The organism is Vannielia litorea (assembly GCF_019801175.1).
Classification (GTDB): domain Bacteria; phylum Pseudomonadota; class Alphaproteobacteria; order Rhodobacterales; family Rhodobacteraceae; genus Vannielia; species Vannielia litorea_B.
In genome coordinates this window covers 150367-171745 of the sequence record NZ_JAHVJR010000001.1, presented here as the reverse complement: position 1 = coordinate 171745, position 21379 = coordinate 150367, and the positions used below count along the sequence as shown (strand labels likewise).

Below are 21379 nucleotides of genomic sequence, written 5' to 3'. Positions count from 1 at the left end.
CAATCATGGCGCTGAGATGGCGGCCCTGAGGCGGGCCGCCGGTCAGGGCTCCAGCGGCACAGGGCCGTTTGCCGGGTACTCGTCGGCGGGCATCGGGTTGCCGGGAGCGGAGGTGCCGCCGAAGTGGCGGATGAGGCCGGACACGGCGTTGAGCGAGGTCTGCACCGCGCCCTCGACCCAGGCCGGTGTCCAGCTGATGCCATCTCCGGCGAGGAAGATGCCGCGCTCTTCGGGGGGCATGTCCTCCTGCATGAAATGGCAGAACATGCGGTGGTTGTAGCGGTAGTGGCCGGGCAGCGCGCCCTTGAAGGCGCCGAGAAAGTTCTGATCGGCCTCCCAGCTCACGGTGATCGGGTCACCGAGGATATGGGAGCGGATATCGACGCCGGGATAGATCTTGGCGAGCGAGGTGAGCGCCAGTTCGACCCGCTGCTCGGCGGGCAGGGGCAGCACCTTGAGGGCGTCGGTCATCCAGGCGTAGCTGAGGCAGATGACCGAGGGTTTGTCTGGCCCGTTGTCGAAGAGGTAGGTGCCGCGGGTGAGCCGATCAGTCAGGGTCATCGACATCACGTCGCGGCCTGTGTGCGGGTCTTTGTCTTTCCAGAACGGGCGGTCGACCATGACGAAGGTTTTAGCCGACTGCATGTAGCGGGTGCGGTCGAGGGCCATCCAGAGATCTTGCGCGAAGAGGCTCTCTTCGGTGTCGATCATGGTGGTGAGCAGGTGGGTCTGGCAGGTGACGAGCACGGCGTCGAAGGCCTCGGCCCGGCCCCATGCGTCGGTGACGGTGATCTGCTCGGGGCTCGTCCGGCGCAGGCGGCGGGCCCCGGCGCGGGGGGCGCCGTCGTTGAGGGCGGCGAGGGTGGTGCCGGCGGGCCAGTGGGTGCTGTGCTCGGGCGCATGCTTCCAGAGGCGGCGCGGCATCTGCTCGACCCCGCCGGAAAAGTAACGCTGGTTGCTGTCGCATTCGGTGAGGTTGACGCGGAGGATCTCGAGCATCGAGTTGGGGAAGTCGCTATCCCAGCCGCCGGTGCCGAAGCCGACCTGCCCGAAGACCTCGCGGTGGTGGAACGAGAGCTTCTGGAAGGCGTCGGAGGAGGCGATGAAATCGTAGAAGGTGCGCTCGTCCCATGCGGCGACGAGCGGGTTCCACAACTCCTTGATGCGGGCGGTGTCGCGGTCGCGGATGGCCTGTTGCAGCGCGGTGAAGCTGGCGCCCTCTTCGAGCGCGGCGTCATAGGCCTGCGCGACCTCCTGAAACAGCGGCGGCAGGTCGGCGAGGGTGCGGGCGTAGTGGGTTTGGCCCAGAAGGTCGATGACGGTGGAGCCTGCGGCGGGGGTCAGCGGGTTGGGGAAGGGGCGGCTCTCGAGGCCGAGCATGTTGGCGTAGTGGTAGAAGCCGGTGCCGGAGACCGGGAAGCGCATGCCGCCCAGCTCGGCGATGACCCCCTCGGCCCCCTCGAAGGCGCGGGAGCGGAGCCGCCCGCCGAACTGGCCGGATTCGAAGAGGATGGGGCGGAGGCCCAGTTTCATCAGCTCGTAGCCTGCCACCACCCCGGCGGCGCCGGAGCCGATGATCGCCACCCGCTTGCCGTGGCTCTCGGCAGGAAGCTGGCCGAGGCCAGCGGGGTGTGTGACCCAGCGGTCGTAGGCGAAGGGGAAATCGGGTCCGAAGACGGTGACGGGGTTCATGGCTGGCCTTGGTAGAGATCGGCGCGGCGCGCGGAGAGATAGGGCTGGGCGCGGCGGGCTTGGGCAAGGGCGGCGCGGTCGAGCGTGGCGGTGAGCAGGGCCTCCTGCGCGGCGGGGGCTCGGGCGATATCCGCGCCATCGGCCCCGCAGGCGCAGGAGAGGCCGTTGTAGGTGAACTCCCCTTCGGCGCCCACGTAGTTGCAGTAGGCGATGCAGGTGGTGTTCTCCTCAGCGCGGGCGGGCACAAGGCGGGTGTTGACGCTGCTGAAGGGCACCATGTTGGCGGTGGGGGTGACGATCAGCTCGGCGCCGCGGAGGGCGAGGCCGCGGGCCAGCTCGGGGAACTCGATGTCGTAGCAGATCGCCAGCGCCAGCTTCCATCCGCAGAGGTCGAAGACGGGGGAGAGCGCGTCGCCCGGGGTGAACTGGGCGGCATCGACCTCGCCAAAGAGCTGGACCTTGTGGTAGCGGGCCAGCTCACGGCCCGTGGCGTCAAGCGTGACGCAGGCGTTGTAGGGGCGCGGGCCGGGAGACGGCAGGGCCAGACCGGCGGTGAGGGCAGTGCCGTGGCGGCGGGCGATGGCGGAGAGCGCCTCGGCCACCTCCCCTGCCCGCTCGGCGTTCGCTGCCACCTCAGCGGCGCCGATGTTATAGCCGCCCAGCGCCATCTCGGGGGTGACCAGCAGGTCGGCCCCGGCCTGTGCAGCGGCGCGGGCAGCCTCGTCCAGCGCGGAGAGGGCCGGGTCGATGCCGGGCTGCGGGCGGGTTTGCCAGAGGGCGATCTGCATGGCCTCTCTCCCGGCGTGCCTGCGGCCTAGCCCTCTTCGTGGACCCGTTCGATATGGGCGCCGACGCCGGAGAGCTTGCGCACCACATGCTCGTAGCCGCGATCGAGGTGGTAGACCCGGCTGACCACGGTTTCGCCCTCTGCCGCCAGACCGGCGAGGATGAGCGAGACGGAGGCGCGCAGGTCGGTCGCCATGACCGGGGCGCCCTTGAGCTTGTCGACGCCGGTGACGGTGGCGTGGCCGCCGTGCACGTCGATCTTGGCGCCCATGCGCATCAGCTCGGGGGCGTGCATGAAGCGGTTCTCGAAGATCTTCTCTTCGAGCACGGAGGTGCCCTCGGCGGTGCACATCAGGGCCATCATCTGGGCCTGCAGGTCGGTCGGGAAGCCGGGGAAGGGCTCGGTGACCACATCGACGGCGCGGACGCGGCCGTTCTTGCGCTTCACCTTCAGGCCGCGGTTGGTTTGGGTGACCTCAATGTCGGCCTGTTCGAGCTTGTCGGCAAAAGCGCCGACCAGTTCGCGGGAGCCGCCCAGAAGCTCGACCTCGCCGCCCGCGATGGCGGGGGCGAGCATGTAGGTGCCCAGCTCGATCCGGTCGGTGACGACAGGGTGGGTCGCGCCATTGAGGCGGTCGACCCCCTGAATGGTGATGGTGCCGGTCTCGGCCCCCTCGACCTGCGCGCCCATCTTGTTGAGGCAGTTCGCCAGATCGACGATTTCAGGCTCGCGGGCCGCGCCCTTGAGCACGGTCGTGCCCTTGGCCAGCACGGCGGCGAGCAGGGCGTTTTCGGTCGCGCCGACGGAAACGAGCGGAAACTCGAATTCGGCGCCCTTCAGCCGCCCGCCGGGGGCCTTGGCGTGGACGTAGCCGTCTTTCAGCTCCAGCTCCGCGCCCATGGCTTCGAGCGCCTTCAGGTGCAGATCGACCGGGCGGGCGCCGATGGCGCAGCCGCCGGGCAGCGAGACGACGGCGTGACCGTCACGCGCCAGCATGGGCCCGAGCACGAGGATCGAGGCGCGCATCTTGCGGACGATGTCGTAATCGGCGGTGTGGTTGTTGATGTCATGCGAGGACATCGCCAGCACCTGACCATCCTGCAGCGAGGTGACCTCGGCCCCCAGCGATTGCAGCAGCTGGGTCATGGTGCGGATGTCGGAGAGGCGCGGCGCGTTGGTCAGCGTCAGCGGCTCCTCGGAGAGCAGCGTGGCCGGCATGAGGGTCAGGCAGGCGTTCTTGGCCCCCGAGATCGGAATTTCACCAGAAAGGGCGCCGTTGCCCCGCACCACGATTCTATCCATTGTCGCCCTCTTTACCGCTCGATACTGCCGTTTCGCTTGTTGTCTTGCCGGCGCGCGCTTTTGCCTGCGCCTTGCGCCGTGCCATGTTGGCCTTGAGCGCCTGCTTCAGCCGCTCCTCGCGCGGCGCTGCCGGTTTGTCGCTTTTGCTCATGGAAATGCAATAGGGGATGGGGCGCGCGGCGTCCATCCCCGCGAAGGCTCAGGCGGCGATCCAGTCGCGGGCGCGGGCCAGCACGGCGGCGCCGGTGGGCGAGAGGTCGCCGTGGGCGTCGACGGTGGAGAGGCCGGAGGCGAAGTTGGCGCGGTCGCTGGCGGCGGCCTCGCGGGCGGCCTCGGTCTCTTCAGGGGAAAGCAGTCCAGAGGCGACTAGCCCCTCCATTGCCCAGGCCATGCGGGCGGAGACGAAGGTGGCGTGGTAGATGCCATCCATCGGGCGCGGGTCGGGCCGCAGCGGCGAGGTGAATCGCGCATCGCCCGGGTTCAGGGTGAGCGGCTCGTCGATGGTGAGGCCGAAGAGCAGGGAGTGGGCGCATTCGTGCGCCAGCACCTCGGCCATAGCGAGCCGATTGGTGTGAAAGCTGGGGTTGAGCAGGAGCAGGCCCCAGAACTGGTAGTGCGATGCGCCGTCAAACTGCATCTGCGCGCCGGGTGGGGCGGTGGCGCAGATGACGTGGTGGGTGATGGTGGTAATTTCGGCGTGGAGTGCTGGCAGCCCCTCTTTCAGCAGCTCAAGACCTTCGGCGAGGCGGGCGGCGAAGGCCTCGGCGGTTGCGGGCTGGACGGGGGCGAAGTTGGTTGCCTCCTCGCCCATGAGCGCATCCATCAGCCCGTCGAGCGCCCCGGCTCCGCCGCGGGGCGAGACGGTGAAGGGCGCGCGCCCGGCGGTGACATCGGCCAGCAGGGCATCCGCCTCGGCCTCCAGTCCGGCCTCATCGCCCGACAGCAGGGCAGAAGCGATCAGGTAGTAGCGGGCAAAAGCCTCAGGCCCGACCCGGCGGTTCTCAAGGCGGCGGGAAGCCTCGAAGAGCGGCGCAGAGGCATTATGGCCTGCATCATCACAGGCCTGCGCGATGTGAGCGAGACTGGCGGCCAGCTCGCGATGCATCCGCTCATCGACATAACCCGCCCGAGCGGACTCGGGCGGGAAAGCAAGCAATGACTCAGGAGTCATCTTTAGAGGTCAGGCAATGGACCCTGCGGGCGGCTGAACGCCCCCACCTTTGGTGCCCATCTTCAGGCTCATCGGGCCGGTGACCTTGCCGCCCATCTTCAAGCCGTCAATTGCATTGCCGCCCTTGCCGCCCATTTTCAGGCCGTCGGATCCCTCTGCCTGAAGGCGGAAGCCGAGAAGCTTTGTCTCATCAAGTTTGATCGTCATCGAAACGTCCTTTCCCAATCTGGATGGCCGAATTAACCTTTAGGTCAACTCGACTGTCAAGAAGCTCTATCGAATGCCCAGCCTGCCCCGCCTCGTCATCTATGCCACCGCGCGGCGGCTCAACACTTTCAGGGAAGTGCGCAGGAAGGCGCGGGCGACGGGATTTGCGGTCAAGCTCATGGCATATGAGACAGCGGCGCGGCGGCGCAGATTGCCCGCAGGGAGCGCGATCTTTACCGATTTCGAGCGGATGTCGCCGCCATGGCTGGAGGTGGCCGCCACCCTGCGCGCCCGCACGTTGGAGGCCGGGGGGCCGGTGCTGAATGATCCGGCGCGGTTTTTGCCCCGAGCGGCTCTGCTACGGGCGCTACAAGCGGAGGGGATCAACCGGTTTGGCTGCTGGCTGCCGGCACTGGGGGAGCGGCCCGAGCGGTTTCCGTGCTTTCTGCGGACCGGCTGGGCGCATCGCGGGGTGCTAGGCGACCTGCTGCAGAATGCGCAGGAGGCCGAAGCGGCGCTGGAGGCTGCCTTGAAGGCCGGGCACACCTTGAGCGATCTGATGTTCATCGAATACGCCGGGCTGGCGCGGGAAGGCGGGGTATTTCGAAAGCGCGCGGCCTATGCGGTGGCGGGCGAGGTGGTGCCTGCCCTCACTGTAAGCCAGCGCCACTGGGTGGCAAAATCGGGCGAGGTGGGTGCGGCCAGCGCGGCGCAATACGCCGCTGATGAGGCCGAAATGCACGCCTATCCCCATGTGCAGACGGTGCGCCGGGTCATGGCACTGGCGGGACAGCAGTTTGGCCGGGTGGACTTTGGCCTGACCGAAGGCGGCGTGGCGGTGTTTGAGCTCAACACCAACCCCTACATCCGTTTCGGCAGCGGCCACCCGGACCCGGAACGCGTGAAAACGCAGGAAGGCGTCGAGGCGCGGCTGATGCAAAGCCTGCACGCTCTGGCCGAGCAAGGGCGGGGCGCTCCGGCGCCAGACCTCGCCGGGGCCTTCGGATGGCGCGGCCTGATGAAATTGTCGCCGAAAATGCCGTGAGAGGGGCTTGCATGTGCGCGCAAGAGATGTAAAACGCCCCTCACGCTGCGCCGGGCCTCAAAGAAGGCACGGAACGCAGGTTGAGAATGCTGTGGTAGCTCAGTGGTAGAGCACACCCTTGGTAAGGGTGAGGTCGAGAGTTCAATCCTCTCTCACAGCACCATCTCCCCCTAGACACGCCAGAAACATCAGCTGCCGCCTTGCGTGGAAGCGCGCCTGATTCCGCCTCCCCCAAATCAGCGAGTGGTTCGGCGGCGGCGCTCGGCTTAGGGTTGAGCTTGTCGGAACTCCCTCCCGCACCGCGGCCTTGCCGACAGCGCCCGTCTTCCCCTGAGACGGGCGCATTCGGTTTTGGGGCACGCGCGCCGGACGGGGGCTGATCCCTTCGCAAAAGTGAACCGAGCCGTGGCCTCACCCGTATTGGGTTCAACTCCGCACATAGGGCGGGGCTGATATCTGATCAGGGAGGACTGACCCATGAACATCTTCACACTCACCAAGGCAGCCACCGTTGCGCTGGCGCTGGCCGTTTCGGGCTGCACCGCGCCGAGCAGCAACAGCGGGCCGGATATCGTGGAGGTCGCGCAATCGGCCGGGAGCTTCGAGACGCTGGTGGCGGCGGTTTCGGCGGCGGGGCTCGTGGAAACGCTGCAAGGCCCGGGGCCCTACACCGTGTTCGCGCCCACCGATGAGGCCTTTGCCGCGCTGCCGCCGGGCACCGTGGAAGACCTGCTGAAGCCCGAGAACCGCGACACGCTGACCGCGATCCTGACCTATCACGTGGTGCCGGGCCGGGCCGAAGCGGCCGATCTGGCCGGGCGCCGTGTGAGCGTGCTGACGGCCAATGGCGGGAAGCTGCGGATCAACGGCACCCACGGTGTGCGGGTGAATGATGCCCGCGTGGTGACTGCCGATGTGGCGGCCTCCAACGGCGTGATCCACGTGATCGACAAGGTGCTGCTGCCCTGAACCTACCCAGTGAAGCCCGGGGTAGCCACGGGAAGGGTGGGGGCCGAGGCCCCTGCCCTTTTCTTTTGGCCCGGCCCTATTCCGCCGCGCGGATGCGGGCGGCGGCGAATTTGAACTCGGGGATCTTGCCGAAGGGGTCGAGCTGCGGGTTGGTCAGGAAGTTGGCCGGCGCGTCGCGGAAGCAGAAGGGGATGAAGAGCATGCCCTGTGTCACGTCACGGTCAGCCCTCAGTGTGAGGGTAATGTCGCCGCGCCGGGTTTCGACCGTCACCTGCTGGCCCCGCTCGAAGCCCATGCGGCCGATGTCGCGCGGATGCATCGAGACCACCGGCTCCGGCTCCTGCGCGTTGAGCGCGTGGCTGGTGCGGGTCATCGCGCCCGTGTGCCAGTGCTCCAGCATCCGGCCAGTGGTGAGCACCAGTGGGAACTCGTCATCGGGCAGTTCGTCGGGCGGCACCAGATCGGTGGGCACGATGCGGGCTCGGCCATCTTCGGTGGGGAAGCCCTCGGTGAAGATGACCTCCTGCCCCGGCTCGTCCTCTGCCGCCGCCGGGTAGGTGACGGAGCCTTCGCGCTCGATCCGCTCCCAGCTGATGTGGTCGAGCGAGGGCATGAGGGCGGCCATTTCGGCGTAGACCTCGGGGACGTCGGTGTAGCTCCAGCCGCAGCCGATGCCATTGGCGACATCGCGGATCAGCTCCCAGTCCTGCCGGGCCTCGCCGGGCGGGTCGAGCACCGGGCGACCGATCTGCACCTGGCGGTTTGAGTTGGTGTAGGTGCCCAGCTTCTCGGCCTGGGAGGAGGCGGGGAGGATCACGTCGGCGTGCCATGCGGTCTCAGTGAAGAAGATATCCTGCACCACGAGGTGTTCGAGGCTGGCGAGGGCGGCGCGGGCGTGGTGCTGGTCGGGGTCGGACATGGCCGGGTTTTCGCCCTGCACATACATGCCCTTGATTTCGCCGTCATGGATGGCGTGCATGATCTCGACCACGGTGAGGCCGCGCACGTGGTCGAGCGGGCGGCCCCATGCGTCTTCGTATTTCTCGATGAGGGCTTCGGATTCCACCGATTTGTAATCGGGGTAAAACATGGGGATGAGGCCTGCGTCGGAGGCGCCTTGCACGTTGTTTTGCCCGCGCAGGGGGTGCAGCCCGGTGCCGGGGCGGCCGACGTGGCCGGTGATGAGCGAGAGCGCGATCAGGCAGCGGGAATTGTCGGTGCCGTGGACGTGCTGGGAGATGCCCATGCCCCAGAAGATGATGCCGCGCTCGGCCTTGCCGAAGGCGCGGGCGATGGCCTTGATCTCGTCGGCGGGGACGCCGCAGATCGGGGCCATCTCTTCGGGCGTGAAGCCTTTGACCTTTTCTTTCAGAGCCTCGAAGCCGGAGGTATTGGCCTGGATGTATTGCTCGTCGGTCAGCCCCTCCTCGATGATCGTGTGGATCATCGCGTTGAGCAGGGCCACGTCGCGGCCCGGCTCGAAGACGACCGAGTGGGTGGCATGGCGCATCAGGCCCTGTTTGCGCGGGTCCATCACGATGAGGGTCGCGCCATTTTTGGCGGCCTGTTTGAAGTAGGTCGCGGCGACCGGGTGGTTTTGCTCAGGCCGCGCGCCGATGATGATGATGCAGTCGGATTTCTCGGCATCGGTGAAGGGGGCGGAGACGGCGCCGGAGCCGACGCCCTCCATCAGCGCGGCGACCGAGGAGGCGTGGCAGAGGCGGGTGCAATGGTCGACGTTGTTGGTGCCGAAGCCTTGGCGCACGAGCTTCTGGAAGAGGTATGCCTCTTCATTGGTGCCCTTGGCGGAGCCGAAGCCGGCGAGGGCGTGGCCGCCGTCGCGGTCGATGATGGTTTTGAGGCCGCCGGAGGCTTTTTGCAGCGCCTCTTCCCATGTGGCTTCGCGGAAGACCTCGTGGATGCGGTCGGTTGAGAGCTTGGCGTGAGCGTCCTTGGGGGCGTCGTCGCGGCGGATCAGCGGCTTGGTCAGGCGCTCTGGGGAGAGGACGTAATCATAGCCGAAGCGGCCCTTGATGCAGAGCTTGCCCCGGTTGGCGGGGCCTTTGCGGCCTTCGACCTGGATGATCTTGCCGTCCTTCACGGAAAGCTCGGTCTGGCAGCCGACGCCGCAGAAGGGGCAGACGCTCTCGACCTTCTTCTCGGCGTATTCGGTGCGCTTGGTGGCCTCGTCGTTCAGCAAGGTCTTTTCCATCAGCGCGCCGGTGGGGCAGGCCTGTACGCATTCGCCGCAGGCGACGCAGGAGGAAAGGCCCATCGGGTCGTTCTGGTCGAAGACGGGCAGGTTGCCGGTGCCGCGCGAGGCCATGCCGATCACGTCGTTGACCTGCACGTCACGGCAGGCACGCTCGCAGAGGGTGCAGGAGATGCAGGCGTCGAGGTTGACGGCGATGGAGGGGTGGGAGGCGTCGTGGAAGATGCTGTCCACCGGGATTTCGGCGCGGGCGCCGGGGCGGGTGGAGGGGAAGTGGGTTTCGGTCAGGCCGGCGAGGTCGGCCTGGCGCCAGAAGCGGGCGTCCGGGTTTGGGGACTGGTCGCGGGCGGGCATGTCGGAGGCCAGCAGGTCGAAGACGAGGCGGCGGTTGGTGGTGACGCGGTCGGTGGCGGTGGAAACCTTGAGGCCCTCGGAGACGCGGCGTTTGCAGGAGGCGGCAAGGGTGCGCTCGCCCTCGATCTCGACCATGCAGGCGCGGCAGTTGCCATCGGAGCGATACTCGGGGTCGTCCTTGTAGCACAGGTGCGGGATGGCGGTGCCCTCCCGCTTGGCGACCTGCCAGATGGTTTCATCCGGGGAGGCGGTGACTTCCTTGCCGTCGAGCAGGAAGGTGACGGAGGTGGGTAGGTCTTTCATTGCGGGGTCTCCATAGGGGAGCAGGTGGTGGGCAGATTGCCCACCCTACGGGGCGTAGTCATGCCAGCTCCTCCGGGAAGTAGCGGATGAGGTGGCGGATCGGGTTGCCCGCCGCCTGGCCGAGGCCGCAGATCGAGCTGTCGGTCATCACGGTGATGAGGTCGTTCAGCAGGTCGGTCGAGGGGGTGTCGCCCGCGAGGATCGCCGCCGCCTTGGCGGTGCCGGAGCGGCAGGGGGTGCATTGGCCGCAGCTCTCGTGCTCGAAGAAATGCGTCAGGTTCAGCACCGCCTCGCGCACCGAATCGTCCTGGGAAAGGATCATCACCGCATGGGAGCCCATGAAGCCGCCGTCCTTCTCGAATTCGCCGAAGTCGAGCGGGCGGTGGGCCTCGGAGGCGGGGAACACGCCGCCCGAGGCGCCGCCGGGGAGAAAGGCCTTGAGGGTGTGGCCCTCCGCCATGCCGCCGCAGTGGTCGTCGATCAGCTCCTGCAGGGGGATGCCGGCGGGGGCGAGCTTGACGCCCGGCTCGGCCACGCGGCCCGAGACGGAATAGCTTCGCAGGCCCTTGTTGTCGGGCGTCTGGCCCTTGGCGGCGAACCACTCCGCGCCGTTGGCGAGGATATCGGGCACCCAAGAAAGGGTTTCGACATTGTGGTTCAGCGTGGGCCGCCCGAACAGGCCGACCTCGGCGATATAGGGCGGGCGGTGTCGCGGGAGGCCGCGCTTGCCCTCGATGCTCTCGATCATCGCGCTCTCTTCGCCGCAGATGTAGGCCCCTGCCCCGCGGCGGATCTCGATGGGCACATGGGCGAGGCCCGCGTGCTCCAGCGCCTCGACCTCGGCGCGCAGGATCTCCAGCACCGCCGGATACTCGTCGCGCATGTAGATGTAGATGCGGTCGCAGCCGACGACATGTGCAGCGATCAGCGCGCCCTCCAGCATGCGGTGCGGTTTGCGCTCGAGCCACCAGCGATCCTTGAAGGTGCCGGGTTCGCCCTCGTCGCCATTGACGGTCATCAGCCGGGGCGCCTCGTAGCCGCGCACGAAGCCCCATTTCTTGCCTGCCGGAAAGCCCGCGCCGCCGAGGCCGCGCAGGCCTGCGTCCGACATGGTGTCAATCGCGGCGTCGGGGGTGATCTCGCCTGCGCGAATCTTCTCGTAGATGCCGTAGCCGCCGCCCGCGCGGTAGGCCTCCAGCCCCTCGTAATCGGGAATCACCGGGGCGAGCGGGCCGGTGGCGGCCTCGGTGAGGCTCTGGGGGGTGGCGCGATCGACCGCGCGTTTGCCGACCTGACCGGCGGGCGCGCGGTCACAGGCGCCGATGCAGGGCACGGGCTGGATGCGGACGCGCTCGGGGTCGGTGGAGGCCTTCAGGGTCTCGATCAGCTTGGCGCTGCCCGCGAGGCTGCAGGTGAGAGATTCGCAGACGCGGATGGTCACCGGGGCGGGCGCGGCCTCGCCCTCCTTCACCACGTCGAAGTGGTGATAGAAAGTGGCAACCTCGTAGACCTCGGCCTGCGCGAGGCGGAAAAGCTCGGCCAGCGCGGCGAGATGGGCGGCGGAGAGATGGCCCTTGGCGTCCTGAATCAGGTGCAGCGCCTCGATCAGAAGATCGCGGCGGCGGGGCAGATCGCCCAACAGCCGGGTGACCTCGTCCAGCGCCGCCTCATCGACCTGCCGGCCCTTGGGCTGGCTGGCATCCCGGCGGGTAAACTCTTTGCTCGCCTTGTTCATTCTGGCTGGCTCTCCTCCTGCTGCCCCGACCTTATGGCATGCCCCCCGATGAGGCAAAACGCCCGGCACGACCATGGAAGCGGCGGAAACGTCATGCCGGGGACGCGATCGGAAACCTGCGCCGCGGGCCGGAAACCCTTGCGCGGGGGGAAGGTGGGGTCAATGCAGCCGATGGTATGGGGGCGACCGTTGGAGTGGGGGCGCTGCCCCCACACCCCCGGGGATATTTGGAGCAAGAAAATGGACAAGGTAGAGCACAGGGGCCGAAAGAGTGGCGCGCGCGGTGGCGGGCATTTGAGTCAAATTTTAGGCTGTCGGAGCACGCCCCGGTTGGTGGCCTTGCCGACCCTGCTGCATTTTCTTGCTGCAGATCCTCAATCCGCCAGTGCAGCCGGGCGCGAGGGCCGGAAAAGGAGCGGCATCGGGAGCAATCTGCGCCTTCTGGCCTTGACCCCCTTGCCCTCGCCCGCCCCATCCCTATAACGCACGACAATTTGCGCCGACCCGGGGAACGACCATGCCTAAGAGAACCGATATCAATTCCATCATGATCATCGGCGCAGGGCCCATTGTGATCGGGCAGGCCTGCGAGTTCGACTACTCCGGCGCACAGGCCTGCAAGGCGCTGCGCGAAGAGGGCTACCGGGTGATCCTCGTCAACTCCAACCCGGCCACCATCATGACCGACCCGGAGCTGGCCGACGCGACCTATATCGAGCCGATCACCCCCGAGGTCGTGGCCCGGATCATCGAGAAGGAACGCCCCGACGCGCTGCTGCCCACGATGGGCGGCCAGACCGGGCTGAACACCTCGCTGAAGCTCGAAGAGATGGGCGTGCTCGACAAGTTCGGCGTGGAGATGATCGGCGCCAAGCGCGAGGCCATCGAGATGGCCGAGGACCGCAAGCTCTTCCGCGAGGCGATGGACCGGATCGGGCTGGAGAACCCAAAGGCGACCATCATCACCGCACCCAAGAAGGGCAACGGCGATGCCGATCTGGATGCGGGCGTGCAGATGGCGCTCGACGAGCTGGAAGAGATCGGCCTGCCCGCCATCATTCGCCCTGCCTTTACCCTTGGCGGCACCGGCGGCGGCGTGGCCTACAACCGCGAGGATTACATCCATTACTGCCGCACCGGCATGGATGCCTCGCCGGTGAACCAGATCCTCGTCGACGAGTCGCTGCTGGGCTGGAAAGAGTTCGAGATGGAGGTTGTCCGCGACAAGGCGGACAACGCGATCATCATCTGCTCGATCGAGAACGTCGACCCGATGGGCGTGCACACCGGCGACTCGATCACCGTGGCCCCTGCCCTCACGCTGACCGACAAGGAATACCAGATCATGCGCAACGGCAGCATTGCCGTGCTGCGCGAGATCGGGGTGGAGACCGGCGGCTCCAACGTGCAGTGGGCGGTGAACCCTGCCGATGGCCGCATGGTGGTGATCGAGATGAACCCGCGGGTGAGCCGCTCTTCGGCGCTGGCCTCCAAGGCGACCGGCTTCCCGATTGCCAAGATCGCCGCCAAGCTGGCCGTGGGCTACACGCTGGACGAGCTGGACAATGACATCACCAAGGTGACGCCCGCCAGCTTTGAGCCGACCATCGACTACGTGGTCACCAAGATCCCGCGCTTTGCCTTTGAGAAGTTCCCGGGCGCCAAGCCCGAGCTGACCACCGCGATGAAGTCGGTCGGCGAGGCGATGAGCATTGGCCGCACGATCCACGAATCGATGCAGAAGGCGCTGGCCTCGATGGAGACCGGCCTGACCGGCTTTGACGAGATCGAGATTCCCGGCGCGCCGGAGAAGGCCGCCGTGACCAAGGCGCTCTCGGAGAAGACCCCCGACCGGCTGCGGGTGATCGCCCAGGCGATGCGCCACGGGCTTTCGGACGACGACATTCAGGCCGCCACGGCGTTTGACCCGTGGTTCCTCGCCCGCATCCGCGAGATCGTGGAGACCGAGGCCGAGCTGCGCAAGAACGGGCTTCCGATTGAGGAAGAGGGGCTGCGGCACGTCAAGATGATGGGCTTTACCGATGCGCGCCTCGCCAAGCTGACGGGCCGCGACGAGGCCAACATCCGCCGGGCGCGGCTGAACCTCGGCGTGGTTGCCAGCTTCAAGCGGATCGACACCTGCGCGGCCGAGTTCGAGGCGCAGACGCCTTACATGTATTCGACCTACGAGCACCCGGCGATGGGCGAGGTGGAATGCGAGGCGCGGCCTTCGACTGCGAAGAAAGTGGTGATCCTCGGCGGCGGGCCGAACCGGATCGGCCAGGGCATCGAGTTCGATTACTGCTGCTGCCACGCCTGCTTTGCGCTCACCGGGCAGGGCTATGAGACGATCATGGTCAACTGCAACCCGGAGACGGTTTCGACCGACTATGACACCTCGGACCGCCTCTACTTCGAGCCGCTGACCTTTGAGCATGTGATGGAGATCCTGCGGGTGGAGCAGGAGGCGGGCACGCTGCATGGGGTGATCGTGCAATTTGGCGGGCAGACGCCGCTGAAACTGGCCAATGCGCTGGAAGCCGAGGGTATTCCGATCCTCGGGACCACGCCTGATGCGATCGACCTTGCCGAAGACCGCGAGCGGTTTCAGGACCTCGTCAACCGGCTGGGGCTGAAGCAGCCTAAGAACGGGATCGCCCATTCGGACGCAGAAGCGCTGAGCATTGCCGCCGACATCGGCTTTCCGCTGGTGATCCGCCCCTCCTACGTGCTGGGCGGCCGGGCTATGGAGATCGTCCGCGATATGGCCGGGCTGGAGCGCTACATCCGCGAGGCTGTGGTGGTGTCGGGCGACAGCCCGGTGCTGCTCGACAGCTACCTCTCCGGTGCGACCGAGGTGGACGTGGATGCGCTCTGCGACGGCGAGAACGTGCATGTGGCGGGCATCATGCAGCACATCGAGGAGGCGGGCGTCCACTCGGGCGATTCTGCCTGCTCGCTGCCGCCGCACACGCTGCCGAAAGAGACGGTGGATGCGCTCATCGAGCAGACCAAGGCGCTGGCCGTAGCGCTGCATGTGGTCGGGCTGATGAACGTGCAGTTCGCGGTCAAACCCAACGCGGCGGGCGAGAACGAGATTTACCTCATCGAGGTGAACCCGCGGGCCTCGCGCACCGTGCCCTTCGTCGCCAAGGCGACCGACAGCGCCATTGCCTCCATCGCCGCGCGGCTGATGGCGGGCGAAAAGCTCTCGGATTTCCCGGTGGCCGCGCCGCATGTGCCGGTGGACGAGAACACCCCGATCCCGATGGGCGACCCGCTGGCGCTGGCCGATTTCCGCACGCCGTGGTTCTCGGTGAAAGAGGCGGTGATGCCCTTTGGCCGCTTCCCCGGCGTCGACACGCTGCTGGGGCCGGAGATGCGCTCCACCGGTGAGGTGATGGGCTGGGACCGCAGCTTTGCGCGGGCCTTCCTGAAGGCGCAGCTCGGGGCGGGGACGATCCTGCCGAAGCCGGGGGCGGGCAAGGTGTTCTTGTCGATCAAGGAAGACGACAAGGGCGCGCAACTGGTGGAAACGGCGCAGGTGCTCACCGGCCTCGGCTTTCCGCTGATCGCCACGCGCGGCACCGCCAGCTTCCTCGCGGAGCACGGGATCGAGGCGGAAGTGGTGAACAAGGCCTACGAGGGCCGGCCCCATGTGGTGGACGCCATGAAGAACGGCGACATCTGCCTGGTGATGAACTCGACCGAGGGTGCGCAATCGGTGGAGGACTCGCGGAGCATGCGGGCGGTCTGCCTGAGCGACCGCATCCCCTATTTCACCACGCTGGCGGCCAGCCATGCGGCGGCGCTGGCGATGAAGTCGCGGGACGAGGGAGAGCTTGTGGTGCGGTCGCTCCAGCAGGCGTGACGCGCCCCGTGTGAGCGCCTGCGGCGGGCGTTGCTGGCGCAAGAAGATGAACAGCTGCGGCTGCATTTTCTTGCCCTAAATACTCCCGCCGGAGGCTCAAAAGCCCTAGCGCGGCGCTGCACCCCGCGCCGCGGTGGAGCGGGCGCTTTGCCGGTGCCGCAGCCGAAAAGGCGGTGCTAGACCCCCTCCTCACTATCGCCGTATTCCGCCCGGCGGCGGCGTTTGGAGGCGAGGTCTTCGGGGCGGAGGATGTAGTCGTTCACATCCGGGCCTTCGATCACCTTTGCCAGCCGCATGTGCATGAAGGCGCGGAGCACGCGGTTGATGCGGGGCTGGTAGCCGGGGCCGAGGGCGCGGAAGAATTTGAGCACATCGGCGTCGAGCGACATCGTCACCCGCGCGCGTTTCACGTCGCGCCGGTCATCGTCGCGCCAGATGTCGTGCCAGTCGGGCGGGCAGCCCTTGAGATCCCACAGGCGGTCGTGGATATCGTGCTCGATCATCCGCAGGGCATCGACGCCATACATGAAGTGCTGGCGCTCGATCTTGGTCATCTTCTCGGGGTCGACGGGCATGGGGCGCGCTCCTCGGCTTGGCTGCCGGATTCTGCGCCGGAAGGGTTAACCGGGCGCGGACGGGGCGTGCGGCGGTTGTGCCGGGGCGGGGCTTGTGCTCTTAGACCCGCAGATCGCTGAGGGGATGGGTGGCGGATGGCCAAGCTCTATTTTCACTACTCCACGATGAATGCGGGCAAGAGCACCATTCTGCTTCAGGCCTCGCACAACTACCGTGAGCGCGGGATGGAGACCTACCTGCTGAACGTGGCCTTCGACGATCGCGCCGGCGAGGGCACCATCGGCAGCCGGATCGGGCTGGAAGCGGCGGCGGATACCTTCACCGACTGCGATGACCTCTTTGACAAGATCGACGCGCGGATGAAGCGCGGCCCCTGCGCCTGCGTGTTCATCGACGAGGCGCAGTTTTTGACCAAGGCACAGGTCTGGCAATTGGCGAAGGTGGTCGATGACCTCGGCGTGCCGGTGATGTGCTACGGCCTGCGGGTGGATTTCATGGGGGAGCTGTTCCCCGGCTCTGCCGCCCTGCTGGCGCTGGCCGACGAGATGCGCGAGGTGCGCACCATCTGCCATTGCGGCAAGAAGGCCACGATGGTGGTGCGGATGGGCGAGGACGGCGAGGTGCTGCGCGAGGGGGCGCAGGTGCAGATCGGCGGCAACGAGACCTATCTCAGCCTGTGCCGCCGTCACTGGCGTGAGGCGATGGGGCGGTAGGCGCGCGGCTCAGAACATCCGCCCGCCGATGGGCACCGCCTGCCCGGGGCCGAGCAGCACGACTTCGCCGTTTTCATCCGGCACGCCCAGCACAAGCGCCTCGGACATGAACGGGCCGATCTGGCGGGGCGGGAAGTTGACCACGCCCATCACCTGCCGCCCGACCAACTCTTCGAGCGTGTAGTGCACGGTGATCTGGGCGGAGGATTTCTTGACGCCGATCTCATCGCCGTAGTCGACCCAGAGCTTGTAGGCGGGCTTGCGGGCCTCGGGGAAGGGCTCGACCTTGGTGATGGTGCCGACGCGGATATCGACCTTCATGAAGTCGTCGAATGTGATCTCGCTCATGAGCGCAGTTCCTTTGCTCGGTTGGTGGCGGCCTCGACCGTGCGGCGCATCAGGTCGGGCAGTTCGGGCATAAGAACCTCCAGCCCGGCCTGCGTGGTGCCATTGGGGGAGGTGACGTTTTTGCGGAGTTGGGCGACGGAGGTTTCGGCATCGCTATGGGCCAATTCCCCTGCCCCGCAGACAGTGGCGCGGGCGAGTTGCATGGCAAGCTCGGGGGCGAGACCCTGCGCTTCGCCAGCCTGCGCCAGCGCCTCGATCATGTGGAACACATAGGCCGGGCCGGAGCCGCTGACGCCGGTGACCGCGTCGATCTGGTCTTCGTTCTCAAGCCGCACGACCTCGCCCACGGCGGAGAGCAGGTCGCAGGCCATGTCGAGCTGTTCGGGCGTGACCGCGCTGTTGCCGATGACGGCAGAGATGCCCCGGCCCACGGCGGCTGGGGTGTTGGGCATAGCGCGGACCACCGGCACCGCGCCTAGCGCCTCCTCGAAGGCGGCGATGGGTGTGCCTGCGGCGATGGAGACGAAGGTGGTGGCGGCGCCGAGGGCGCGCAGGGCGGGCAGCGCATCGCCCATCATCTGCGGTTTCACGGCGATGATGGCGACGGCGGGGCTTTCGGGCAGATCCGTGTTGATGCGCACGCCGGTCTGGGCCTTGAGCCAGTCGGAGGGGTGCGGGTCGAGCACGGTGACGGCCTCGGGCTTCAGCCCGCCCGCGAGCCAGCCTGCGAGCATGGCGCCGCCCATCTTGCCGCAGCCAAGGAGCACAAGCCCGCGTGTGTTGAGTTCATCCATCATGGTTCCGGCCTCGCTGAAATCTCGGGCGAGACTACTGCGGCGCGGCGGGGGTGCAACCCGATAACCGGAGGGCCAAACGGCAGCGGGCGCCCCGTGGTGGGACGCCCGCTGAAAACTGTGCGCTGCGCGGTGCGTCAGGCGCGGCCGTAGGCCTCGGCGATGGCGACCTGCATGGCATCCTTGGCGGTGCGGTCGCCCCAGACGACCAGCTGCATCGCCGGGTAGAAGCGCTCGGCGGCGGACACCGCGGCGCCGATCAGCTTGTCGATCTGTTCGGGGTGGGCCATCTGGCCGCCGCCCATCACCAGCCCGTAGCGGTAGACCATGAGCTTTTGCTCGGCCCAGTAGGTGAAGGCCCCGGCCCAGCACATATCGTTGACCGAGTTCAGCACCTCGTAGAGAGCGCCGTGCTTGTCTTCCGGCGGCTCCATCTCGAAGGTGCAGATCAGGCGCAGGGTCTCGTCGTAGCCGGACCATGCGAGGGTGATCGAGTAGGTGCGCCACTGGCCTTCGACCGCCATTGCGATCTGGTCATCCGCGATACGGTCGAAATCCCACGCGTGGTGCTCCGCCAAGTTCTCGACGATGTCGATCGGGTGAAGATCCTCGGATTCCAAGTAAGATTCGGAAAGTGACATGCCCGGCCCCTTTGTTGCTCGTTCCGCTGGCTCTGCGGCCGCCAGAACTTGTTGCCTGCTCTAGGAACGGTGGGTTTTCCATCCGCCCTTACTAGATATCGTGCGCGTAGAGGGGTGCGTGTGTAAAGCCAAATCTTGCCGCATACCGCAATAAGTTGTGGAGAAAGAATAGGCACCCACGAAATCCGGCTTGGCGGGTTTTGGCGGGGCGGGCGCGGGCAGAGGGGCAGAGGGGCAGAGACGAAAACGGCGCCCGAGGGGACGCCGCTTGCTGGGTTGGAGGAAGGCGGGCCTACTTCTTGGCGGCGGCGGCCTCCAGCGCGTCGAGCCGGGCCTTGAGCGCCTCGTTCTCCTCGCGGGCCTTCTGGGCCATCGCGCGGACCGCGTCGAACTCTTCGCGGGTCACGAAATCACGGTCGACAAGCCATCGGTCCATCCAGCCGCGCAGTGCCGTCTCGGCCTCGTCCTTTGCGCCCTGGGCCACGCCCATGGCGTTGGTCATCAGCTGGGAGAGATCGTCGAAAAGCTTGTTGCGGGTCTGCATGGGGCCTCCGTTCGGGCTGGCTCGCAGGGGTGCTCACCTTGGCCGTTCATATGGGGCTTCGCGGGCAAATGTGCAAGGTTGACACCACCCCGCACTCGCGGCCAATTGCGCCCATGCAGGCACTCATCCCCTTCCCCGAGATCGACCCCGCGATCTTTACGCTGCCGCTCTTCGGCATGGAGTTTTCGCTGCGCTGGTATGCGCTGGCCTATATCGCGGGCATCATCGCCGGGTGGCGGATGGGCGTGGCGCTTTCAGGCAAGGCGCGGCTGTGGCCGGGCAACCAGGTGCCGATGAGCCGCGAGAAGGCGGATGACATGCTCACCTGGATCGTGCTGGGCATCATCCTTGGCGGGCGGCTGGGCTACGTGCTGTTCTACAAGCCGGGGCATTACCTCGAAAACCCCGGCGATATCCTGCGGCTGTGGGATGGCGGCATGGCCTTTCATGGCGGGCTCTTGGGCGTGATCATCGGGGTGTGGATCTTTTGCGCCCGCAACGCGATCAACAAGATGAACATCGCCGATCTGCTCGCCGTTTGCGTGCCGCCGGGGCTGTTTTTTGGCCGGATCGCCAACTTCATCAACGCCGAGCTTTATGGCCGCCCGACCGATGTGGCCTGGGGCGTGAAGTTCCCTTCCATGTGCTTTGACCCGGTGGCACAGGGCTGCGCGGTGGCGGGGCAGTGGTTTTACACCGGCGCCGAGGTGGCCCGCCATCCGAGCCAGCTTTACGAGGCGGGTCTGGAGGGGCTGCTGTTGGGGGTGATCGTGCTGGTGATGGCGCTGCGCGGCAGCTTCAAGGTGCCGGGGCTGACGGTGGGCGTGTTCTTCCTCGGTTACGGGGTGTCGCGCTTCATCGTGGAGTTCTACCGGCTGGCGGATGACCAGTTCATCACCGCGGAAAACCCGGCGGGCTATGTGATGCGGCTCGGCGAGTGGGGGATCACCAAGGGCCAGCAGTTGAGCCTGCCGATGGTGGCGCTGGGGATCGCGCTGATCGCCTATGCGCTGATCCGCAGGCGCCGTGCCGCGGTGGCATGACCGCGCTTGAAGAGAAGCTGAAGGCGCGGATCGCGGCAGAGGGGCCGATGGGCATGGATGGCTGGATGGCCGCCTGCCTGACCGACCCCGAGCACGGCTATTATACCACGCGCGACCCGCTGGGCGCGGCGGGCGATTTCATAACCGCGCCGGAGATCAGCCAGATGTTCGGCGAGATGATCGGGCTGTGGCTGGCGCAGGTCTGGATGGATCAGGGTGGGCCGGCACCCTTTGTGCTGGCCGAAGTGGGGCCGGGGCGCGGGACGTTGATGGCGGATATCTTGCGGGCTGCGGGCAAGGCACCCGGCTTTGCGGAGGCGGCGCAGGTGGTGCTGGTGGAGACTTCGCCCGCGCTGAAGGCGGTGCAGGCCGAGGCGCTCGAAGGTTTTGCCCCGCGCTGGGTCGAGCGGGTGGAGCAGTTGCCTGAGGGGCCGCTTTACCTCGTAGCCAATGAGTTCTTCGATGCTCTGCCGGTGCGGCAGTTCATCCGGGTGGAGGGTGGCTGGCACGAGCGCTGCGTGGGTCTGGAGGGCGAGGGCTTTGGCTTTGCCACGCGGCCGGTGCAGGCGCCGGAGCTGGACTACCGGCTGGAAGACACCGCGCCGGGCGACTTGGTGGAAACCTGCGCGGAGGCGGCCAAGGTTGCGGGCGAGATCGGGCAGCGGCTGGCGCGGCACCGGGCGGGCGTGGCGCTGATCGTGGATTATGGCGATGTGCTCTCGAAAGGCGACACGGTGCAGGCGCTGCGGGCCCATGCGCCGGTGGGCGTGTTGGAGACGCCGGGCGAGGCGGACCTGACGGCGCATGTGGATTTCGGCGCGCTGGCCGCCGCGCGCGGCCCGGCGGAGGCGGCACCGCTCACGCCGCAGGGGGTGTTCCTCGAACGGCTGGGCATCACCGCGCGGGCGCAGGCGCTGGCGGGGCGGCTGACCGGCGCGGCGCTGAGCGAACATATCGCCGCCCATCGCCGCTTGACCCACCCCGAGGAAATGGGGAGGCTCTTCAAGTGTCTTGCCCTTCATCCCTCCAACACGGCAACGCCGCCCGGCTTTTGACCCCCGGAACCTGAACA

At 67.1% G+C, this 21379-nt stretch carries 19 protein-coding genes and 1 tRNA gene; 7 read left to right on the top strand and 13 right to left on the bottom strand.

All coding sequences use genetic code 11. The annotated features are described in order from the left end of the window. Positions 1–42: 42 nt before the first annotated feature. The 6 genes from KUV38_RS00945 to KUV38_RS00920 are packed head-to-tail and all read right to left on the bottom strand — an operon-like array spanning position 43 to position 5159. Positions 43–1692, bottom strand: a complete 1650-nt coding sequence (locus KUV38_RS00945) for a flavin monoamine oxidase family protein (protein WP_222468264.1) — start codon at positions 1690–1692, stop codon at positions 43–45. Continuing rightward, positions 1689–2480 carry a carbon-nitrogen hydrolase family protein gene (locus KUV38_RS00940; RefSeq protein WP_222468263.1) on the bottom strand — a complete coding sequence of 264 codons (792 nt, stop codon included), beginning with the start codon at positions 2478–2480 and terminating at the stop codon, positions 1689–1691. Before KUV38_RS00940 ends, KUV38_RS00945 begins: the two co-directional genes overlap by 4 nt. A gap of 26 nt (positions 2481–2506) precedes the next feature. Further along, complete coding sequence (gene murA, locus KUV38_RS00935; RefSeq protein WP_222468262.1) at positions 2507–3781, bottom strand: UDP-N-acetylglucosamine 1-carboxyvinyltransferase; 1275 nt, start codon at positions 3779–3781, stop codon at positions 2507–2509. Continuing rightward, complete coding sequence (locus KUV38_RS00930; protein WP_222468261.1) at positions 3774–3932, bottom strand: hypothetical protein; 159 nt, start codon at positions 3930–3932, stop codon at positions 3774–3776. The genes murA and KUV38_RS00930 overlap by 8 nt, the downstream gene beginning before the upstream one ends. Positions 3933–3980: 48 nt before the next feature. Further along, positions 3981–4952 carry an aKG-HExxH-type peptide beta-hydroxylase gene (locus KUV38_RS00925; protein ID WP_222468260.1) on the bottom strand — a complete coding sequence of 324 codons (972 nt, stop codon included), beginning with the start codon at positions 4950–4952 and terminating at the stop codon, positions 3981–3983. A gap of 9 nt (positions 4953–4961) precedes the next feature. Then, positions 4962–5159, bottom strand: coding sequence for a hypothetical protein (locus tag KUV38_RS00920; protein WP_222468259.1), 198 nt, complete (start codon positions 5157–5159; stop codon positions 4962–4964). Between the two features lie 73 nt (positions 5160–5232). Between KUV38_RS00920 and KUV38_RS00915 the strand changes: the two genes are divergently transcribed. From KUV38_RS00915 to KUV38_RS00905, 3 genes are all read left to right on the top strand, one after another. Continuing rightward, positions 5233–6204, top strand: a complete 972-nt coding sequence (locus tag KUV38_RS00915; RefSeq protein WP_222468258.1) for a hypothetical protein — start codon at positions 5233–5235, stop codon at positions 6202–6204. A gap of 88 nt (positions 6205–6292) precedes the next feature. Next, positions 6293–6367: transfer RNA gene (locus KUV38_RS00910), tRNA-Thr, on the top strand. A 314-nt stretch (positions 6368–6681) separates the two neighbouring features. Next, a complete protein-coding gene (locus KUV38_RS00905; RefSeq protein ID WP_222468257.1) occupies positions 6682–7173 on the top strand; it encodes a fasciclin domain-containing protein in 492 nt (163 codons plus the stop codon). 76 nt (positions 7174–7249) lie between these two features. Here the strand turns inward: KUV38_RS00905 and fdhF are convergent, their stop codons facing one another. Together fdhF and KUV38_RS00895 are read right to left on the bottom strand one after the other, a co-directional pair. After that, positions 7250–10042, bottom strand: a complete 2793-nt coding sequence (fdhF, locus tag KUV38_RS00900) for a formate dehydrogenase subunit alpha (protein ID WP_222468256.1) — start codon at positions 10040–10042, stop codon at positions 7250–7252. Positions 10043–10100: 58 nt separating this feature from the next. Next, positions 10101–11777: an NAD(P)H-dependent oxidoreductase subunit E gene (locus tag KUV38_RS00895; RefSeq protein WP_222468255.1), complete on the bottom strand. Its 1677-nt coding sequence runs from the start codon at positions 11775–11777 to the stop codon at positions 10101–10103. Positions 11778–12294: 517 nt separating this feature from the next. Here KUV38_RS00895 and carB point away from each other — a divergent pair. Beyond that, positions 12295–15648, top strand: coding sequence for a carbamoyl-phosphate synthase large subunit (gene carB, locus KUV38_RS00890; RefSeq protein ID WP_222468254.1), 3354 nt, complete (start codon positions 12295–12297; stop codon positions 15646–15648). 176 nt (positions 15649–15824) lie between these two features. On the opposite strand, the gene KUV38_RS00885 is transcribed toward carB, so the two are convergent. Next, positions 15825–16223, bottom strand: a complete 399-nt coding sequence (locus KUV38_RS00885; protein WP_222468253.1) for a BrnA antitoxin family protein — start codon at positions 16221–16223, stop codon at positions 15825–15827. A gap of 135 nt (positions 16224–16358) precedes the next feature. Here KUV38_RS00885 and KUV38_RS00880 point away from each other — a divergent pair, with 135 nt between their 5' ends. After that, the gene (locus tag KUV38_RS00880; RefSeq protein ID WP_222468252.1) at positions 16359–16937 is read left to right on the top strand and encodes a thymidine kinase; all 579 of its coding nucleotides are present in this window, start codon (positions 16359–16361) and stop codon (positions 16935–16937) included. Positions 16938–16946: 9 nt separating this feature from the next. Here KUV38_RS00880 and KUV38_RS00875 read toward each other — a convergent pair whose 3' ends face one another. The 4 genes from KUV38_RS00875 to KUV38_RS00860 all read right to left on the bottom strand — a co-directional run bounded on the left by KUV38_RS00875 (position 16947) and on the right by KUV38_RS00860 (position 19264). Further along, positions 16947–17285 (bottom strand): tRNA-binding protein, encoded by a 339-nt coding sequence (locus KUV38_RS00875; protein ID WP_222468251.1) that lies wholly within the window; start codon positions 17283–17285, stop codon positions 16947–16949. Next, positions 17282–18082: a pyrroline-5-carboxylate reductase gene (proC, locus tag KUV38_RS00870; RefSeq protein ID WP_222468250.1), complete on the bottom strand. Its 801-nt coding sequence runs from the start codon at positions 18080–18082 to the stop codon at positions 17282–17284. Before proC ends, KUV38_RS00875 begins: the two co-directional genes overlap by 4 nt. 134 nt (positions 18083–18216) lie before the next feature. After that, complete coding sequence (locus KUV38_RS00865; RefSeq protein WP_222468249.1) at positions 18217–18720, bottom strand: YbjN domain-containing protein; 504 nt, start codon at positions 18718–18720, stop codon at positions 18217–18219. A gap of 292 nt (positions 18721–19012) precedes the next feature. Beyond that, the gene (locus KUV38_RS00860; RefSeq protein ID WP_222468248.1) at positions 19013–19264 is read right to left on the bottom strand and encodes an accessory factor UbiK family protein; all 252 of its coding nucleotides are present in this window, start codon (positions 19262–19264) and stop codon (positions 19013–19015) included. A gap of 113 nt (positions 19265–19377) precedes the next feature. Here KUV38_RS00860 and lgt point away from each other — a divergent pair, with 113 nt between their 5' ends. Beyond that, positions 19378–20307 carry a prolipoprotein diacylglyceryl transferase gene (gene lgt, locus KUV38_RS00855; RefSeq protein ID WP_222468247.1) on the top strand — a complete coding sequence of 310 codons (930 nt, stop codon included), beginning with the start codon at positions 19378–19380 and terminating at the stop codon, positions 20305–20307. Then, on the top strand, positions 20304–21362 hold the full coding sequence (locus tag KUV38_RS00850; protein WP_222468246.1) for a class I SAM-dependent methyltransferase: 1059 nt from the start codon (positions 20304–20306) through the stop codon (positions 21360–21362). The genes lgt and KUV38_RS00850 overlap by 4 nt, the downstream gene beginning before the upstream one ends. The last annotated feature ends 17 nt before the right edge of the window (positions 21363–21379 follow it).

Excerpts from the sequence above, each read along its gene's own strand:
- KUV38_RS00850 (WP_222468246.1), top strand. The coding sequence starts at position 20,304 with ATGACCGCGCTTGAAGAGAAGCTGAAGGCGCGGATCGCGGCAGAGGGG.
- carB (WP_222468254.1), top strand. The coding sequence starts at position 12,295 with ATGCCTAAGAGAACCGATATCAATTCCATCATGATCATCGGCGCAGGG.
- KUV38_RS00915 (WP_222468258.1), top strand. The coding sequence starts at position 5,233 with ATGCCCAGCCTGCCCCGCCTCGTCATCTATGCCACCGCGCGGCGGCTC.
- KUV38_RS00920 (WP_222468259.1), bottom strand. The coding sequence starts at position 5,159 with ATGACGATCAAACTTGATGAGACAAAGCTTCTCGGCTTCCGCCTTCAG.
- KUV38_RS00930 (WP_222468261.1), bottom strand. The coding sequence starts at position 3,932 with ATGAGCAAAAGCGACAAACCGGCAGCGCCGCGCGAGGAGCGGCTGAAG.
- KUV38_RS00940 (WP_222468263.1), bottom strand. The coding sequence starts at position 2,480 with ATGCAGATCGCCCTCTGGCAAACCCGCCCGCAGCCCGGCATCGACCCG.
- fdhF (WP_222468256.1), bottom strand. The coding sequence starts at position 10,042 with ATGAAAGACCTACCCACCTCCGTCACCTTCCTGCTCGACGGCAAGGAA.
- KUV38_RS00925 (WP_222468260.1), bottom strand. The coding sequence starts at position 4,952 with ATGACTCCTGAGTCATTGCTTGCTTTCCCGCCCGAGTCCGCTCGGGCG.
- lgt (WP_222468247.1), top strand. The coding sequence starts at position 19,378 with ATGCAGGCACTCATCCCCTTCCCCGAGATCGACCCCGCGATCTTTACG.
- KUV38_RS00945 (WP_222468264.1), bottom strand. The coding sequence starts at position 1,692 with ATGAACCCCGTCACCGTCTTCGGACCCGATTTCCCCTTCGCCTACGAC.
- KUV38_RS00875 (WP_222468251.1), bottom strand. The coding sequence starts at position 17,285 with ATGAGCGAGATCACATTCGACGACTTCATGAAGGTCGATATCCGCGTC.
- KUV38_RS00905 (WP_222468257.1), top strand. The coding sequence starts at position 6,682 with ATGAACATCTTCACACTCACCAAGGCAGCCACCGTTGCGCTGGCGCTG.
- KUV38_RS00885 (WP_222468253.1), bottom strand. The coding sequence starts at position 16,223 with ATGCCCGTCGACCCCGAGAAGATGACCAAGATCGAGCGCCAGCACTTC.
- proC (WP_222468250.1), bottom strand. The coding sequence starts at position 18,082 with ATGATGGATGAACTCAACACACGCGGGCTTGTGCTCCTTGGCTGCGGC.
- KUV38_RS00895 (WP_222468255.1), bottom strand. The coding sequence starts at position 11,777 with ATGAACAAGGCGAGCAAAGAGTTTACCCGCCGGGATGCCAGCCAGCCC.
- KUV38_RS00880 (WP_222468252.1), top strand. The coding sequence starts at position 16,359 with ATGGCCAAGCTCTATTTTCACTACTCCACGATGAATGCGGGCAAGAGC.
- KUV38_RS00865 (WP_222468249.1), bottom strand. The coding sequence starts at position 18,720 with ATGTCACTTTCCGAATCTTACTTGGAATCCGAGGATCTTCACCCGATC.
- murA (WP_222468262.1), bottom strand. The coding sequence starts at position 3,781 with ATGGATAGAATCGTGGTGCGGGGCAACGGCGCCCTTTCTGGTGAAATT.
- KUV38_RS00860 (WP_222468248.1), bottom strand. The coding sequence starts at position 19,264 with ATGCAGACCCGCAACAAGCTTTTCGACGATCTCTCCCAGCTGATGACC.